Genomic DNA, 14699 nt, shown 5'->3' on the forward strand with positions numbered 1-14699 from the left:
CGGACCTGTGGATAAGGTGTTCGCGCCTCGCTCCAGCCCTTGTGCAGCAGGCCCTGGCGCCGCCTGTACGATTTTTGATCAGGCTAAGTCGGCGTTTTTTATGGCGTTTTTTCTATGATGGGAAAATGCTCAGGCAGACTTTTGCACAGCAGTTGCCCCCAAAGTCTGTTGGCGCTTCTGTGGATAAGATGTTCGCTTAGCGCTGTATCCCTTGCAGAACGGGGCTTTCAAGCTTTTGTTCAAAAAATGACCAAATGCGGGTTTTTCCGCTGAATATCCTGGCGTACCCCCGATAATGCGCGGCTTTTGGCGGTTTTCCACAGTGCATGACTCGTGCACCCGAGTTGCCCCCAAAGTCTGTTGGCCGTTCTGTGGATAAGGTGTTCGCCTTCCTCTGGAGCCCTATGAATACGTGGCTTTGATGGCTGTGTTCAAAAAATGATCAATGTCTTGTAAAACAGCACTTTCTACATAAGTCACGGATTTTATTGCCATTGCCCGGCGAAATATCCCCAAGCCAGAAGAACTTGCCCACAGTTGCTGTGGGCCAAGGTGTGGATAAGATGTTCGTCGAAGGCTGCACCCCTTGTAATCCATGGCTTGCACGGCAATAGATCAAATTTCATACAGTTCTAATGGCTGCCTTCACACTGGCAAGTGGCCTGTCTTCACTGATGCCACAAGGACCTGGCAGTGACTTATCCACATCCGGTTTCCGGGAGCTCAGGCAATGGACTGTCGTTTATCACAGGCTTCTGGGACCCGCGCCTCTCTCCCTCGACGCAACCGCCGCCGCGCCACCAACCCGCGCGCCCGCCTATAGCTGCACCCCCGGGCTGCCGCCGGTTGGCACTTTTTCCACAGTTTGTGTTTCCCTGGCCAAGCTCCAGGCCAACCAGAAGTCCGCGGACTTTCTCAAGCAGAAGGCGCGTTTCTACAAGCCGCCGATCAACGTGACCGTCATCGGCGAGAACGGCGCGGTCAGTTGGCCTTTGTAGCCGCTGCCGAGCCCGAGAGGCTGCGATAAGGTCCGCAGGACCTTGCTTGAGGTTTTCCGCCGGACCTCAGGCGCGCTCAAGATCGCTGCGCCTGCTGCGTCGGAATGCCGCCCAAACCGTTGGCAGCCTGGGGCAGCGGCTACACAAGCCTTGTAGCCGCTGCGGTGCTTGCAGTATCAGCCGGTGACCGGAACACCCTTGAGGTAAGGCGCCGGTTCCGCCCCCAGGTTGCTCAGCATGCGCTCGCTGTACCAGTCGACGAAGTTGACCACGCCGAACTCGTAGGTCTTGGAGTACGGGCCGGGCTGGTAGGCGGTGGAGTTGATACCGCGCTGGTTCTCTTCCGCCAGGCGCCGGTCCTGGGCGTTGGTGGCGTCCCACACCTGGCGCATGCGCTCGACGTCGTAGTCCACGCCTTCCACGGCGTCCTTGTGCACGATCCACTTGGTGGTGACGATGGTTTCCTGGGCGCTGATGGGCCACACGGTGAACACGATGATGTGGTCGCCCATGCAGTGGTTCCACGAGTGGGGCAGGTGCAGGATGCGCATCGAGCCCAGGTCCGGGTTCTTGATCCGGCCCATGAGTTTGGCGCAGCCCTGCTTGCCGTCCATGGTCATGGACACGGTGCCCTTGAGCAACGGCATGCGCACGATGCGGTTGCGCAGGCCGAAGCTGGCATGGGCGTAAGGGATCTTCTCGGCTTCCCAGGCGGCGGCGGAAGCGGCCACGTGGTCCTTGAACGCCTGGTCGGCCCGCGGGTCGGTGACGTCGTCCCATTCCAGCAGGGTTTTCAGCAATTCGGGGTGCGAGCCGCCGCAGTGGTAGCACTCGCGGTTGTTCTCCAGCACCAGCTTCCAGTTGGCCTTTTCATGCAAGGTGGTCTGCACCGCCACCTTGGTGTTCTCCATGTCGTAGGGCTCCATGTAATGGGCCAGGGTCGCCAGGAAGTCGTCGATGGCCGGCGGGTTCTCCGCCAGGGAGATGAAGATGTAGCCGCCGGCGGTCTTCACGTTCACCGGTTTCAGGCCGTATTGCTTCATGTCGAAGTCGGCGCCCATTTCGGTGCCGGCGAACAGCAGGCGCCCGTCCAGTTCGTAGGTCCACTGGTGGTAATGACAGACCAGCTTGGCCACCTTGCCCTTGTCGCTGGTGCACAGCCGCGAGCCGCGGTGGCGGCAGACGTTGTGGAAGGCGTGGACCACGCCGTCGGCGCCGCGGATGACGATGATCGGGTTCTTGCCGATCTGCAGGGTGATGTAGTTGCCCTTGGTGGGGATCTCGCAGGTCATGCCGGCGATCAGCCATTCCTTCTGGAAGATCTCCTGCATGTCGATATCGAACAGCCTTTCATCGCAGTAGAACGGCTGCGGCAGGGAAAAGGTCCGCTCACGTTCCTGCAGCATCTGTGCAGTGGCCTTGCGTGCAGGTTCCAGCGGATCGCCCAAGCTCAGGGTTGCGGTGACGTCCATCGTTCAAGTCCTCATGGCCGTTCAGTGCGGCCGGCGAATTAATTAGTGGCTACGGTGGGTGCTACGCAAGTCACGAAAAAAACGGCTGTTGTCGTTGAGGCGAGTGTGGGTCCGCAGACGCCAAGAACCTTATCCATGGGCGACATGGCCCAATCTGTTCCCGACGCGCCAGCCCCGGCAGCTGGGGGCTGGTCGCGATAAGCATGTGAATGTCGCAGATAGGTAAATGGGCGCGAGAAGCCTTACGCAGAATCGCTGACAAGACGCCGACCGTCGGCCGTGGAGAACAGCATGTCCAACACCTTCCTCAACCCGGTAACCACCCAGACCTGGGCCAATGGCCGTCACATCGTCCGTTGCGTCAAAGTCATCCAGGAAACCTGGGACGTGCGGACCTTCTGCTTCATGGCCGACCAGCCGATCATGTTCTTCTTCAAACCGGGGCAGTTCGTCACCCTGGAGCTGGAGATCGAGGGCCAGCCGGTGATGCGTTCCTACACCATCTCCAGCTCGCCCTCGGTGCCCTACAGCTTCTCGGTGACCATCAAGCGCGTGCCCGGCGGCAAGGTCTCCAACTGGCTGCACGACACCCTGCACGAAGGCCAGGAACTGGCGGTGCACGGGCCGGTGGGGCTGTTCAACGCCATCGACTTTCCGGCGCCGAAGATCCTCTACCTCAGCGGCGGGGTCGGCATTACCCCGGTGATGTCCATGGCGCGCTGGTTCTACGACACCAACGCCAACGTCGACATGGTGTTCATCCACAGCGCCCGTTCCCCCAAGGACATCATTTACCACCGCGAGCTGGAGCACATGGCCTCGCGGATCGACAACTTCAGCCTGCACCTGATCTGCGAGAAACACGGCCTGGGCGAGCCCTGGGCCGGCTATCGCGGTTACCTGAACCACAAGATGCTGGAGCTGATGGCCCCGGACTTTCTCGAACGGGAAGTGTTCTGCTGCGGGCCGACGCCCTACATGAACGCGGTCAAGCGCCTGCTGGAGGCCGCCGGTTTCGACATGGCGCGCTACCACGAGGAATCCTTCGGCGCGACCCCGCCCGAAGCCCGGGCCGACGCCGTGGAACACGCCGAACAGGCGGCCGAGGCGCCGGAGCCGGACCTGGCGGATCTGCATCAGGTGGAGTTCACCGCTTCGGGCAAGAGCATCCGCGTGGCCCCCGGGGAAACCGTGCACGCGGCGGCGGCCAAGCTTGGCCTGATGATTCCCAAGGCCTGCGGCATGGGCATCTGCGGCACCTGCAAGGTACTCAAGCTGGGGGGCGAAGTGGTGATGGAACACAACGGCGGGATCACCGAGGAAGACGAAGCCGAAGGCTACATCCTGTCCTGCTGCAGCGTGCCCAAGGGCGACGTGCGGGTGGAGTTCTGATCGCCGGCAAGCCGGCTCCTACATCCGTGCTGTAGGAGCTGGCTTGCCAGCGAGCAGCTGCAACCTGATCCACCGTTTACTGATACAACGCCGGGCGCCGATCCAGGTGCACATGGTTATGTTCACTGATGGACTTGTGCCAGGCCTGGGTCAGGTCCAGCTCCGCCAGCAGCAACTGCTCGGTGCGTTCCCGATCCTTGCCCGCCAGCGGATAACCGTCGGCATCGACAAGGGTCGAGCCGCCGACCCAGTTCACCCCGCGTTCCTCGCCGCAGCGGTCGCAGGCGGCGATGAACATCCGATTGACCGCCGCATTGGCCTGTACCCGGACCATCTCCGCCGGCCGTTCGCCGAGCGGGCGCGGGCCGTCCGGCCAGTTCACCGGGGCGCACAGCAGGGCCGCGCCGGCCAGGGCCGGCAGGCGCACCCACTCGGGAAACTCCAGGTCGTAGCAGATCATCATGGCGATCGGCCCGAAGCGGGTCGCTACCACCGGCGGCGGTTCGTCGCCGGGGGTGAAGATCAGGTTTTCCCGATCCCACAGATGGGCCTTGCGGTACAGCGTCAGCCTGCCTTCGGGTTCGACCAGCGCCGCGCTGTTGGCCACACGCTCCTGGTCCAGGCGCTCGCAGAAGCCGCCGACGATCACCACCTGCAGCTCCTCGGCCAGGGTTTTCCACAGGCTCAGGGTCGGCCCGTCGAGGCTTTCCGAGAGTGCCAGGGCTTCATTGCGGTCGCTGAACACGTAGCCGCTCTGCACCAGTTCCGGCAGCACCACCACCTGGGCGCCGCGGGCGGCGGCCTGGCGTATCGCCTCGGCGCCCAGGGCGAGGTTGTACTTAAGGTCGCCGATGCGCGGGGCCACTTGCTGGCAGGCCACCTTGAGGGATGCCTGAGGAATCATTGCGCGCCTCCTTCCAGTTGCTGCTCGCTGGCCTGGATGGCCAGGCGCTCCGCGTCCAGGTCCAGGTTGCGGGTCAGCGCCCAATAGACCAGCGCAGCCACGGCAAGGCCAACCACGAAGGCAATGTCGGCACCGCCCAGGGCCTGGGACAGCGGGCCCTGGAAGAAACTCAGGGACATGAACGGCACCATCGCCAGCAGGCCGAGGAAATACGCCAGCAGCCCGGCGCTGGACCAGCGGCCATAGATCCCGGCGGGATTGAAGATGTGGCTGATGGCGTAGTGGCCTTTGCGCACCAGGTAGAAGTCCGCCAGGTTGACCGCGGTCCAGGGCACCAGGAAATACAGCATCAGCAGGACAAAGGTGTTGAAGCTGCCCAGGTAGCTCTCGGGGATGTTCATGGCGATCAGGAAGATCACCACCGCCACCAGCAGGATGCCGGTCACCCGACTCTTGAGCGTGGGCTGGATCGACTTGAAGCCGTCGATGGCGCTGATGCCGGTGAGCATGGCGCCGTAGCAGTTGACCGCCATGATGCCCACCAGCGCCGGCACTGCGATCAGTACGGTGAAGGTGCCGAAGCCTGGGATCACCCGGTTGCCCACTTCGCGCACGCTGGCGATGGCATCGGGGGAGGGCAGGGCCGAGGCCAGGAATGCCCCCAGGGACATCAGCCACAGGGCCGAACCGGCGGCGCCCAGGTAGGTCCAGAAGATCACCTGGCGCGACGGCGTCTTGTGCGGCAGGTAGCGCGAGTAGTCGGAGACGTACACCGAATAGCTGATCTGGTAGCCGGCGGCGGCTGACAGCTGGATCAGGAACGCCGACCAGGAGAACTGCGGGGCGGCCAGGGCCGAGTCGGCCTGCAGGGTCAGCAGGGCACTGACGGTGAGCACCGCGAACACGCTGATCATTACGTAGGTCAGCCAGCGCTGCACGGTGTGCAGCAGGTCATGGCCGACCACCGCGATCAGCACCGCCACGGCGATCATCAGGGTGTACCAGGGCGCCCGTGCGCCGGGAATCACGGTGTTGATGGCATCGGTGGCGAGAATCACGTTGAACACGTTGAAGCCGATGTAGACGAACACCACGGCGGTGAACGGCACGATGGCGCCGCGCAGGCCGAACTGGGCGCGGGACTGGATCATCTGCGGCAGCCCCATGCGCGGGCCCTGGTTGGCGTGGAAGGCCATGCAGAAGGTGCCCAGGCAGACGCCGATGACGATCGCCAGGATGGCGTATTGCAGAGCGAGGCCCAGGGCTGCGCCGGTGAAACCGGTGACCATGGTGGTGAGCACGAAGTTGCCGGTGAACCAGAAGGGGCCCTGGTGCCAGACCTTGCCGTGGCGTTCATCGCGGGGCACGTAGTCGATGGAGCGGGTTTCGATCTTCAGGCCAGGAGACTGGGCCTTTTCGGTGACGCAAGACTGAGTCGTCATGGGTGGAGCCTTTGTTTTTATAGGTCGACCCCGGAGTCTCGGATAAAGGCGGCGGATGTTGAATCAGCAGGGGCAAATAATCAGTTCAGGAATTTGTGAACTGATGGAGGGTGTGTGCTTGACGGGCCTCTTCGCTGGCAAGCCAGCTCCTACGGAGCGGTAGGTGCGCTGGCCATTGTAGGAGCCGGCTGCCGGCGAAGGCGTCGGTGAGCGCGGCGCCCGGGTTGCGGGCCTCTTCGCTGGCAAGCCAGCTCCTACGGAGCGGGAAGTGCGCTGGCCGTTGTAGGAGCCGGCTTGCCGGCGAAGGCGGCGGGAGCGGCGCTTGGGTTGCGGGCCTCTTCGCTGGCAAGCCAGCTCCTACAGGCGGGGTGGGGGTCAGGCGCTCATCACGGTGCGGATGTCCGCCGCCAGTTCGCGCACGCGGTCTTCCTCGGTGTCCCAGGAGCACATGAAGCGCGCGCCACCCTTGCCGATGAAGGTGTAGAAGCGCCAGCCCTTGGCCGTCAGCGCGGCAATGGCCGGTTCCGAGAGTTGCAGGAACACGCCGTTGGCCTGCACCGGGAACATCAATTCCACGCCAGGGATATCGGCCACCAGTTGGGCCAGCAGCTGCGCGCAGTGGTTGGCGTGGCGGGCGTGCTTGAGCCAGGCGTCGTTTTCCAGGAGGCCGACCCAGGGCGCGGAGAGAAAGCGCATTTTCGAAGCCAGTTGGCCAGCCTGCTTGCAGCGGTAGTCGAAGTCTTCCGCCAGCTTGTGGTTGAAGAACAGGATCGCTTCACCCACCGCCATGCCGTTTTTCGTGCCGCCAAAGCACAGCACGTCCACGCCGGCCTTCCAGGTCAGTTCCGCCGGGGTGCAGCCGAGGAAGGCGCAGGCATTGGAGAAGCGCGCGCCGTCCATGTGCAGGTTCAGCCCCAGTTCCTTGCAGGTGGCGCTGATGGCGCGCACTTCTTCCGGGGTGTAGACACTGCCCACTTCGGTGGCCTGGGTCAGGGTGACCACCCGCGGCTTGGGATAGTGGATGTCCTGGCGCTTGAGGGCGATCTCGCGGATCGATTCCGGGGTCAGCTTGCCGTTCTGGGTGCCGGCGATCAGCAGCTTGGAGCCGTTGGAGAAGAATTCCGGGGCGCCGCACTCGTCGGTTTCGACGTGGGCGGTTTCCGAGCAGATTACGCTGTGGTAACTCTGGCACAGCGACGACAGGGCCAGGGAGTTGGCGGCGGTGCCGTTGAAGGCGAAGAACACTTCGCAGTCGGTTTCGAACAGTTTGCGGAAATGATCCGAGGCGCGAGCGGTCCACTGGTCGTCGCCGTAAGCGCGCTCGTGGCCGTGGTTGGCCTGCTCCATGGCGGCCCAGGCTTCGGGGCAGATGCCGGAGTAGTTGTCGCTGGCGAATTGTTGGCTCTTGTCGGTCATGGCCGGCTCCGTGGTCGATGATGGTGCGCACTTTAACCAAGAATAATGGCCCAGCACACGCTCTGTTTATGCCGGAATAATGCATGGCCCATAAGGATTTATGCGTGACGCGATGCTGAAACCCGACACTGCCCGGCGCGACGGGGCGCTGGATGCGCTGAAATGGCTGGCGCTGCTGAGCATGGTCCTCGATCACCTGCGTTATGTGGGCCTGAGCCTGGACTGGCTTTACGTACCCGGGCGCCTGGCGTTTCCCTGGTTCTGCCTGGCCATGGCGGTGAACCTGACCCGGGCCAGGGATCGAATCGACCGCCGGCCCGGCCCATGGCGCTACCTGGGCTGGCTGCTGCTGTTCAGCCTGCTGAGCGAGATTCCCTATCGCCTGTTCATTCCCGACCCCGATACCTTGAATGTGCTGCCCACCCTGGCCCTGGGCCTGCTGGTGGCTCGCGGCTGGCAACGGCGCAGGGGCCTGGACCTGGGGCTTGGCCTGCTGGCCTTGCTGCTGGCGGTGGTTTTCAGCGAGCGGCTGATGTTCGGCGCCTTCGGGGTGTTGCTGCCGCTGGCCCTGGTACTGGTGCTGCGCCGGCCCTGGTATTTCAGCCTGCTGCCTGGGGCGCTGTGCCTGGCGGCCAATCAATGGGAAACCTTGTTCCCGGCGGCGCGCCTGGGCAATCAGGTGGCGACCTGCGGTATTGCCGCTTGTCTGCTGGCGCCGTGGCTGGGGCTGATGCTGCTGCGGGGGTTGCGTGGCAGGTCGGTGCCGGCCATGCGCCGCTGGGCCTACCTGCTGTACCCGGCGCACTTTCTCCTGCTGCTGGCCCTGCGCGCAGCCCTGTAGGAGCCGGCTTGCCGGCGAAGGCGCCCGTGAGGATTTGCGCCTGGCTTGCGGGCCTCGTCGCTGGCAAGCCAGCTCCTACGGTAGAGGGCGTTGCGTTGCGGGGGAGGGACAGGCCCGACCCAGAGCCGTTGGCGGGTGGTGCGGGCAGGCATTTATCTTCGCGCGCCAGGGCATGTCGTAAACGCACCTTTGCGTGGCGTCCATAGGCATTTGAGTTCCCCTTCCCGGTCATACCATCGCATCCAAAGGGCGTAGCTGTAAGGCTCGCCTCACCGAGACGAAAGGCGCACCGCCGCCGCTGGGAGAGACGTGATGTTCAGCAAGCAAGACCAGATCCAGGGTTACGACGATGCACTGCTGGCGGCCATCAATGCCGAGGAACAACGCCAGGAAGATCACATCGAGCTGATCGCGTCGGAAAACTACACCAGCAAGCGGGTGATGCAGGCGCAAGGCAGTGGGCTGACCAACAAGTACGCCGAAGGCTATCCGGGCAAGCGCTACTACGGTGGCTGCGAGCACGTGGACAAGGTCGAGGCCCTGGCCATCGAGCGTGCCAAGCAGCTGTTCGGCGCCGACTACGCCAACGTCCAGCCGCACTCCGGTTCTTCGGCCAACAGCGCGGTGTACCTGGCCCTGCTGCAGGCCGGCGATACCATCCTCGGCATGAGCCTGGCCCATGGCGGTCACTTGACCCACGGCGCCAAGGTGTCGTCCTCGGGCAAGCTGTACAACGCGGTGCAATACGGCATCGACACCCGCACCGGGCTGATCGACTACGACGAAGTCGAGCGCCTGGCCGTGGAACACAAGCCGAAGATGATCGTCGCCGGCTTCTCGGCCTACTCCAAGACCCTGGACTTCCCGCGCTTCCGGCAGATCGCCGACAAGGTCGGGGCGCTGCTGTTCGTCGACATGGCCCACGTCGCCGGGCTGGTGGCCGCCGGGCTGTATCCCAACCCGCTGCCCTATGCCGACGTGGTCACCACCACCACCCATAAGACCCTGCGCGGTCCCCGTGGCGGCCTGATCCTGGCCAAGGCCAACGAAGAGATCGAGAAGAAACTCAACGCCGCGGTATTCCCCGGCGCCCAGGGCGGTCCGCTGATGCACGTGATCGCGGCCAAGGCGGTGTGCTTCAAGGAAGCGCTGGAACCTGGCTTCAAGGCTTACCAGCAACAGGTGATCGACAACGCCCAGGCCATGGCCGGCGTATTTATCAAACGCGGCTACGATGTAGTGTCCGGCGGCACCGACAACCACCTGTTCCTGGTCAGCCTGATTCGCCAGGGCCTGACCGGCAAGGATGCCGACGCCGCCCTGGGCCGCGCCCACATCACCGTGAACAAGAACGCCGTGCCCAACGACCCGCAGTCGCCGTTTGTCACCTCCGGCCTGCGCATCGGCACACCGGCGGTCACCACTCGCGGATTCAAGGTCACCCAGTGCACTGAACTGGCCGGTTGGATCTGCGACATCCTCGACCACCTCGGCGATGCCGACGTCGAGGCCAATGTCGCGCGCCAGGTGGCAGCCCTGTGCGCTGATTTCCCGGTTTACCGCTGAGAGCCGCAACTGGAGCAATGACTATGCAACGCTATTCGGGCTTCGGCCTCTTCAAGCACTCTCTCAGCCACCATGAAAACTGGCAGCGCATGTGGCGCACGCCGACCCCGAAGAAGGTCTACGACGTGGTCATCGTCGGCGGTGGCGGGCATGGCCTGGCCACCGCCTACTACCTGGCCAAGGAACACGGCATCACCAATGTCGCGGTGGTGGAAAAGGGCTGGCTGGGCGGCGGCAACACCGCGCGCAACACCACCATCGTGCGTTCCAACTACCTGTGGGACGAGTCGGCGCAGCTCTACGAACACGCCATGAAGCTGTGGGAAGGCCTGTCCCAGGACCTCAACTACAACGTGATGTTTTCCCAGCGCGGGGTCTACAACCTGTGCCACACCCTGCAGGACATCCGTGATTCCGAGCGCCGGGTCAGCGCCAACCGCCTCAACGGCATCGACGGCGAATTGCTCAACACCCAGCAGGTGGCGGACGAGATTCCCTACCTGGATTGCTCGAAAAACACTCGCTACCCGGTGCTCGGCGCCACGGTCCAGCGCCGTGGCGGCGTGGCCCGTCACGACGCCGTGGCCTGGGGCTTTGCTCGCGCCGCCGACGCCCTGGGCGTGGACCTGATCCAGCAGACCGAAGTCATCGGTTTTCGCAAGGAAAATGGCGTGTGCATGGGCGTCGAAACCAACAAGGGCTTTATCGGCGCCAAGCGCGTCGGCGTGGTCACCGCCGGTAACTCCGGGCACATGGCCAAGCTCGCGGGCTTCCGCCTGCCGATCGAATCCCACCCGCTGCAAGCGCTGGTGTCGGAACCGATCAAACCGATCATCGACAGCGTGATCATGTCCAACGCGGTGCACGGCTACATCAGCCAGTCGGACAAGGGCGACCTGGTGATCGGTGCCGGTATCGACGGCTGGGTCGGCTACGGCCAGCGCGGCTCCTACCCGGTGATCGAGCACACCATCCAGGCCATCGTCGAGATGTTCCCGATCCTTTCCCGGGTGCGCATGAACCGCCAGTGGGGCGGCATCGTCGACACCAGCCCGGACGCCTGCCCGATCATTTCCAAGACCCCGGTGCCGAACATGTTCTTCAACTGCGGTTGGGGCACCGGCGGCTTCAAGGCCACCCCGGGCTCGGGCAACGTGTTTGCCGCGAGCCTGGCCAAGGGCGAGATGCATCCATTGGCCGCCCCTTTCTCCATCGACCGTTTCCACAACGGCGCGCTGATCGACGAACACGGCGCTGCTGCGGTCGCCCACTAAAAGGACAACTCCCTATGTTGCATATCTTCTGTCCTCACTGCGGCGAGCTGCGCTCCGAAGAGGAATTCCATTCGTCCGGCCAGGCCCATATTCCACGGCCCCTGGACCCCAACGCCTGCACCGACGAGGAGTGGGGCGACTACATGTTCTTTCGCGATAACCCTCGCGGCCTGCACCACGAGTTGTGGATCCACGCCGCCGGTTGCCGCCAGTACTTCAACGCCACCCGCGACACCGTCACCTACGAAATCCTTGAGACCTACAAGATCGGCACCAAGCCGCAATTCACCGCCAAGGCTGCTGGAGAGAAGGTATGAGCCAGACCAATCGCCTGTCCAACGGCGGACGCATCGACCGCAACAAGGTCCTGACCTTCACCTTCAACGGCCAGAGCTACAAGGGGTTTGAGGGCGACACCCTGGCCTCGGCGCTGCTGGCCAACGGCGTGGACATCATCGGTCGCAGCTTCAAGTACTCCCGGCCTCGGGGCATCTTCGCCGCAGGCTGCGAGGAGCCCAACGCGGTGCTGCAGATCGGCGCCACCGAAGCCACCCAGATCCCCAACGTGCGCGCCACCCAACAGGCGCTGTACCAGGGCCTGGTGGCCACCAGCACCAACGGCTGGCCCAGCGTCAACAACGACATGATGGGGATTCTCGGCAAGGTCGGCGGCAAGCTGATGCCGCCGGGTTTCTACTACAAGACCTTCATGTACCCGCAGTCGTTCTGGATGACCTACGAGAAGTACATCCGCAAGGCCGCGGGCCTGGGCCGTTCGCCCACCGAGAACGATCCGGACACTTACGACAACATGAACCAGCACTGCGACGTGCTGATCGTCGGCGCCGGCCCCGCCGGTCTTGCGGCTGCGCTGGCCGCTGCCCGCAGTGGCGCCCGGGTGATCCTGGCCGATGAGCAGGAAGAGTTCGGCGGCAGCCTGCTGGACAGCCGCGAAAGCCTGGACGGCAAGCCGGCGGTGGAGTGGGTGGCCAGTGTGGTCGCCGAGCTCAAGTCGCTGCCGGACGTGTTGCTGCTGCCACGGGCCACGGTCAACGGCTACCACGACCATAACTTCCTGACCATTCACGAGCGCCTCACCGATCACCTCGGCGACCGCGCGCCCATCGGCCAGGTACGCCAGCGTATCCACCGGGTCCGTGCCAAGCGCGTGGTGCTGGCCACCGGCGCCCACGAGCGGCCGCTGGTCTACGGCAACAACGACGTGCCGGGCAACATGCTGGCCGGTGCCGTCTCCACCTACGTGCGCCGCTACGGCGTGGCCCCGGGCAAGAAGCTGGTGCTGTCCACCAACAACGACCACGCCTACCGCGTGGCGCTGGACTGGCTCGACGCCAGCCTGCAAGTGGTGGCCATCGCCGATGCGCGGCACAACCCCCGCGGCGCCTTGGTGGAGGAAGCCCGGGCCAAGGGCATTCGCATCCTCACCTCCAGCGCGGTGATCGAGGCCCGTGGCAGCAAGCACGTGACCGGCGCCCGCGTAGCGGCCATCGACGTCAAGGCACACAAGGTCACCAGCCCCGGCGAATGGCTCGACTGCGACCTGATCGCCAGCTCCGGTGGCTACAGCCCGGTGGTGCACCTGGCCTCGCACCTGGGCGGCAAGCCGGTGTGGCGTGAAGACATTCTCGGTTTCGTGCCCGGTGAAGCGCCGCAGAAACGTGTGTGTGTCGGTGGTATCAATGGCGTCTACAGCCTCGGCGATACCCTGGCCGACGGTTTCGAAGGCGGTGTGCGCGCCGCCAGCGAAGCCGGTTTCCAGGCCGTGGAGGGCGTTCTGCCCAAGGCCCTGGCCCGTCTTGAAGAACCGACCCTGGCGCTGTTCCAGGTGCCCCACGAAAAAGGCACCGCACGGGCGCCGAAGCAATTCGTCGACCTGCAGAACGACGTCACTGCGGCCGCCATCGAACTGGCGACCCGCGAGGGCTTCGAGTCGGTGGAACACGTCAAGCGCTACACCGCCCTGGGCTTCGGCACCGATCAGGGCAAGCTGGGCAACGTCAACGGCCTGGCCATCGCCGCCCGTTCGCTGAACGTCAGCATCCCGCAGATGGGCACCACCATGTTCCGCCCGAACTACACGCCGATCACCTTCGGCGCCGTGGCCGGCCGGCACTGCGGGCACATCTTCGAGCCGGTGCGCTTCACCGCGCTGCATGCCTGGCATGTGAAGAATGGCGCCGAGTTCGAGGACGTCGGCCAGTGGAAGCGCCCCTGGTACTTCCCGAAAAACGGCGAAGATATGCATGCCGCGGTCAAGCGTGAATGCCTGGCGGTGCGTGAAAGCGTCGGCCTGCTGGACGCCTCGACCCTGGGCAAGATCGACATCCAGGGCCCGGACGCCCGCGAGTTCCTCAACCGCATCTACACCAACGCCTGGACCAAGCTCGACGTGGGCAAGGCCCGCTACGGCCTGATGTGCAAGGAAGACGGCATGGTCTTCGACGACGGCGTCACCGCCTGTCTGGCCGACAACCACTTCCTGATGACCACCACCACCGGCGGCGCGGCTCGCGTGCTGCAGTGGCTGGAGATCTACCAGCAGACCGAATGGCCGGACCTCAAGGTGTACTTCACCTCGGTCACCGACCACTGGGCCACCATGACCCTGTCCGGGCCCAACAGCCGCAAGCTGCTGAGCGAAGTCACCGACATCGACCTGGACAAGGACGGCTTCCCGTTCATGACCTGGAAGGAAGGCCTGGTGGGCGGCGTGCCGGCGCGGGTGTTCCGCATCTCGTTCACCGGCGAGCTGTCCTACGAGGTCAACGTCCAGGCCGACTACGCCATGGGCGTGCTGGAGCAGATCGTCGAGGCCGGCAAGAAGTACAACCTGACCCCCTACGGCACCGAAACCATGCACGTGCTGCGGGCCGAGAAGGGCTTCATCATCGTCGGCCAGGACACCGACGGCTCGATGACCCCGGACGACCTGAACATGGGCTGGTGCGTGGGCCGGACCAAGCCGTTCTCGTGGATCGGCTGGCGCGGCATGAACCGTGAAGACTGCGTGCGCGAGCAGCGCAAGCAACTGGTGGGCCTCAAGCCGATCGACCCGACCCAGTGGCTGCCGGAAGGCGCGCAACTGGTGTTCAACCCCAAGCAGGCGATCCCGATGAGCATGGTCGGTCACGTGACCTCCAGCTATGCCCACAACTCCCTGGGTTATTCCTTTGCCCTGGGCGTGGTCAAGGGCGGCCTCCAGCGCCTGGGCGAGCGGGTCTTCGCGCCGTTGGCCGATGGCCGGGTGATCGAGGCGGAAATCGTTTCCTCGGTGTTCTTCGACCCCAAGGGCGACCGCCAGAACATCTAAGGCACAACACGCTCATGTAGGAGCTGGCTTGCCAGCGAAGGCGGCCGCAAGGCTGCCACAAGG

General features: G+C 64.2%; 11 protein-coding genes. 7 read left to right on the top strand and 4 right to left on the bottom strand.

Annotated features, from left to right (window positions below):
- Nucleotides 1–635 precede the first annotated feature (635 nt).
- Nucleotides 636–998 (top strand): hypothetical protein, encoded by a 363-nt coding sequence (locus tag KCG88_RS19375; protein ID WP_210712903.1) that lies wholly within the window; start codon nucleotides 636–638, stop codon nucleotides 996–998.
- A gap of 176 nt (nucleotides 999–1174) precedes the next feature.
- Here KCG88_RS19375 and gbcA read toward each other — a convergent pair whose 3' ends face one another.
- Nucleotides 1175–2470, bottom strand: a complete 1296-nt coding sequence (gene gbcA, locus KCG88_RS19380) for a glycine-betaine demethylase subunit GbcA (RefSeq protein WP_047289642.1) — start codon at nucleotides 2468–2470, stop codon at nucleotides 1175–1177.
- Nucleotides 2471–2761: 291 nt separating this feature from the next.
- Between gbcA and gbcB the strand changes: the two genes are divergently transcribed.
- The gene (gene gbcB, locus KCG88_RS19385) at nucleotides 2762–3862 is read left to right on the top strand and encodes a glycine-betaine demethylase subunit GbcB (protein WP_047289641.1); all 1101 of its coding nucleotides are present in this window, start codon (nucleotides 2762–2764) and stop codon (nucleotides 3860–3862) included.
- A 76-nt stretch (nucleotides 3863–3938) separates the two neighbouring features.
- Here gbcB and KCG88_RS19390 read toward each other — a convergent pair whose 3' ends face one another.
- The 3 genes from KCG88_RS19390 to KCG88_RS19400 all read right to left on the bottom strand — a co-directional run bounded on the left by KCG88_RS19390 (nucleotide 3939) and on the right by KCG88_RS19400 (nucleotide 7624).
- The gene (locus tag KCG88_RS19390; RefSeq protein ID WP_210712904.1) at nucleotides 3939–4766 is read right to left on the bottom strand and encodes a nitrilase-related carbon-nitrogen hydrolase; all 828 of its coding nucleotides are present in this window, start codon (nucleotides 4764–4766) and stop codon (nucleotides 3939–3941) included.
- A complete protein-coding gene (locus KCG88_RS19395; RefSeq protein ID WP_210712905.1) occupies nucleotides 4763–6208 on the bottom strand; it encodes a cytosine permease in 1446 nt (481 codons plus the stop codon). Before KCG88_RS19395 ends, KCG88_RS19390 begins: the two co-directional genes overlap by 4 nt.
- 375 nt (nucleotides 6209–6583) lie before the next feature.
- On the bottom strand, nucleotides 6584–7624 hold the full coding sequence (locus KCG88_RS19400; protein WP_011063906.1) for a low specificity L-threonine aldolase: 1041 nt from the start codon (nucleotides 7622–7624) through the stop codon (nucleotides 6584–6586).
- Between the two features lie 100 nt (nucleotides 7625–7724).
- Between KCG88_RS19400 and KCG88_RS19405 the strand changes: the two genes are divergently transcribed.
- The 5 genes from KCG88_RS19405 to KCG88_RS19425 all read left to right on the top strand — a co-directional run bounded on the left by KCG88_RS19405 (nucleotide 7725) and on the right by KCG88_RS19425 (nucleotide 14636).
- Nucleotides 7725–8465 carry a TraX family protein gene (locus tag KCG88_RS19405; protein ID WP_047289637.1) on the top strand — a complete coding sequence of 247 codons (741 nt, stop codon included), beginning with the start codon at nucleotides 7725–7727 and terminating at the stop codon, nucleotides 8463–8465.
- A gap of 312 nt (nucleotides 8466–8777) precedes the next feature.
- Nucleotides 8778–10031: a serine hydroxymethyltransferase gene (locus KCG88_RS19410; RefSeq protein WP_047289636.1), complete on the top strand. Its 1254-nt coding sequence runs from the start codon at nucleotides 8778–8780 to the stop codon at nucleotides 10029–10031.
- A 23-nt stretch (nucleotides 10032–10054) separates the two neighbouring features.
- Entirely contained in the window at nucleotides 10055–11305 is a 1251-nt protein-coding gene (locus tag KCG88_RS19415; RefSeq protein ID WP_210712906.1) for a sarcosine oxidase subunit beta family protein, read from the top strand.
- 14 nt (nucleotides 11306–11319) lie between these two features.
- Complete coding sequence (locus KCG88_RS19420; protein ID WP_011063902.1) at nucleotides 11320–11622, top strand: sarcosine oxidase subunit delta; 303 nt, start codon at nucleotides 11320–11322, stop codon at nucleotides 11620–11622.
- Complete coding sequence (locus KCG88_RS19425) at nucleotides 11619–14636, top strand: sarcosine oxidase subunit alpha (protein WP_210712907.1); 3018 nt, start codon at nucleotides 11619–11621, stop codon at nucleotides 14634–14636. Before KCG88_RS19420 ends, KCG88_RS19425 begins: the two co-directional genes overlap by 4 nt.
- Nucleotides 14637–14699: the final 63 nt, after the last annotated feature.

It is taken from the genome of Pseudomonas sp. MWU349, from assembly GCF_017947325.1.
Lineage (GTDB): Bacteria > Pseudomonadota > Gammaproteobacteria > Pseudomonadales > Pseudomonadaceae > Aquipseudomonas > Aquipseudomonas protegens.

Excerpts from the sequence above, each read along its gene's own strand:
- KCG88_RS19375 (WP_210712903.1), top strand. The coding sequence starts at position 636 with ATGGCTGCCTTCACACTGGCAAGTGGCCTGTCTTCACTGATGCCACAA.
- gbcA (WP_047289642.1), bottom strand. The coding sequence starts at position 2,470 with ATGGACGTCACCGCAACCCTGAGCTTGGGCGATCCGCTGGAACCTGCA.
- gbcB (WP_047289641.1), top strand. The coding sequence starts at position 2,762 with ATGTCCAACACCTTCCTCAACCCGGTAACCACCCAGACCTGGGCCAAT.
- KCG88_RS19390 (WP_210712904.1), bottom strand. The coding sequence starts at position 4,766 with ATGATTCCTCAGGCATCCCTCAAGGTGGCCTGCCAGCAAGTGGCCCCG.
- KCG88_RS19395 (WP_210712905.1), bottom strand. The coding sequence starts at position 6,208 with ATGACGACTCAGTCTTGCGTCACCGAAAAGGCCCAGTCTCCTGGCCTG.
- KCG88_RS19400 (WP_011063906.1), bottom strand. The coding sequence starts at position 7,624 with ATGACCGACAAGAGCCAACAATTCGCCAGCGACAACTACTCCGGCATC.
- KCG88_RS19405 (WP_047289637.1), top strand. The coding sequence starts at position 7,725 with ATGCGTGACGCGATGCTGAAACCCGACACTGCCCGGCGCGACGGGGCG.
- KCG88_RS19410 (WP_047289636.1), top strand. The coding sequence starts at position 8,778 with ATGTTCAGCAAGCAAGACCAGATCCAGGGTTACGACGATGCACTGCTG.
- KCG88_RS19415 (WP_210712906.1), top strand. The coding sequence starts at position 10,055 with ATGCAACGCTATTCGGGCTTCGGCCTCTTCAAGCACTCTCTCAGCCAC.
- KCG88_RS19420 (WP_011063902.1), top strand. The coding sequence starts at position 11,320 with ATGTTGCATATCTTCTGTCCTCACTGCGGCGAGCTGCGCTCCGAAGAG.
- KCG88_RS19425 (WP_210712907.1), top strand. The coding sequence starts at position 11,619 with ATGAGCCAGACCAATCGCCTGTCCAACGGCGGACGCATCGACCGCAAC.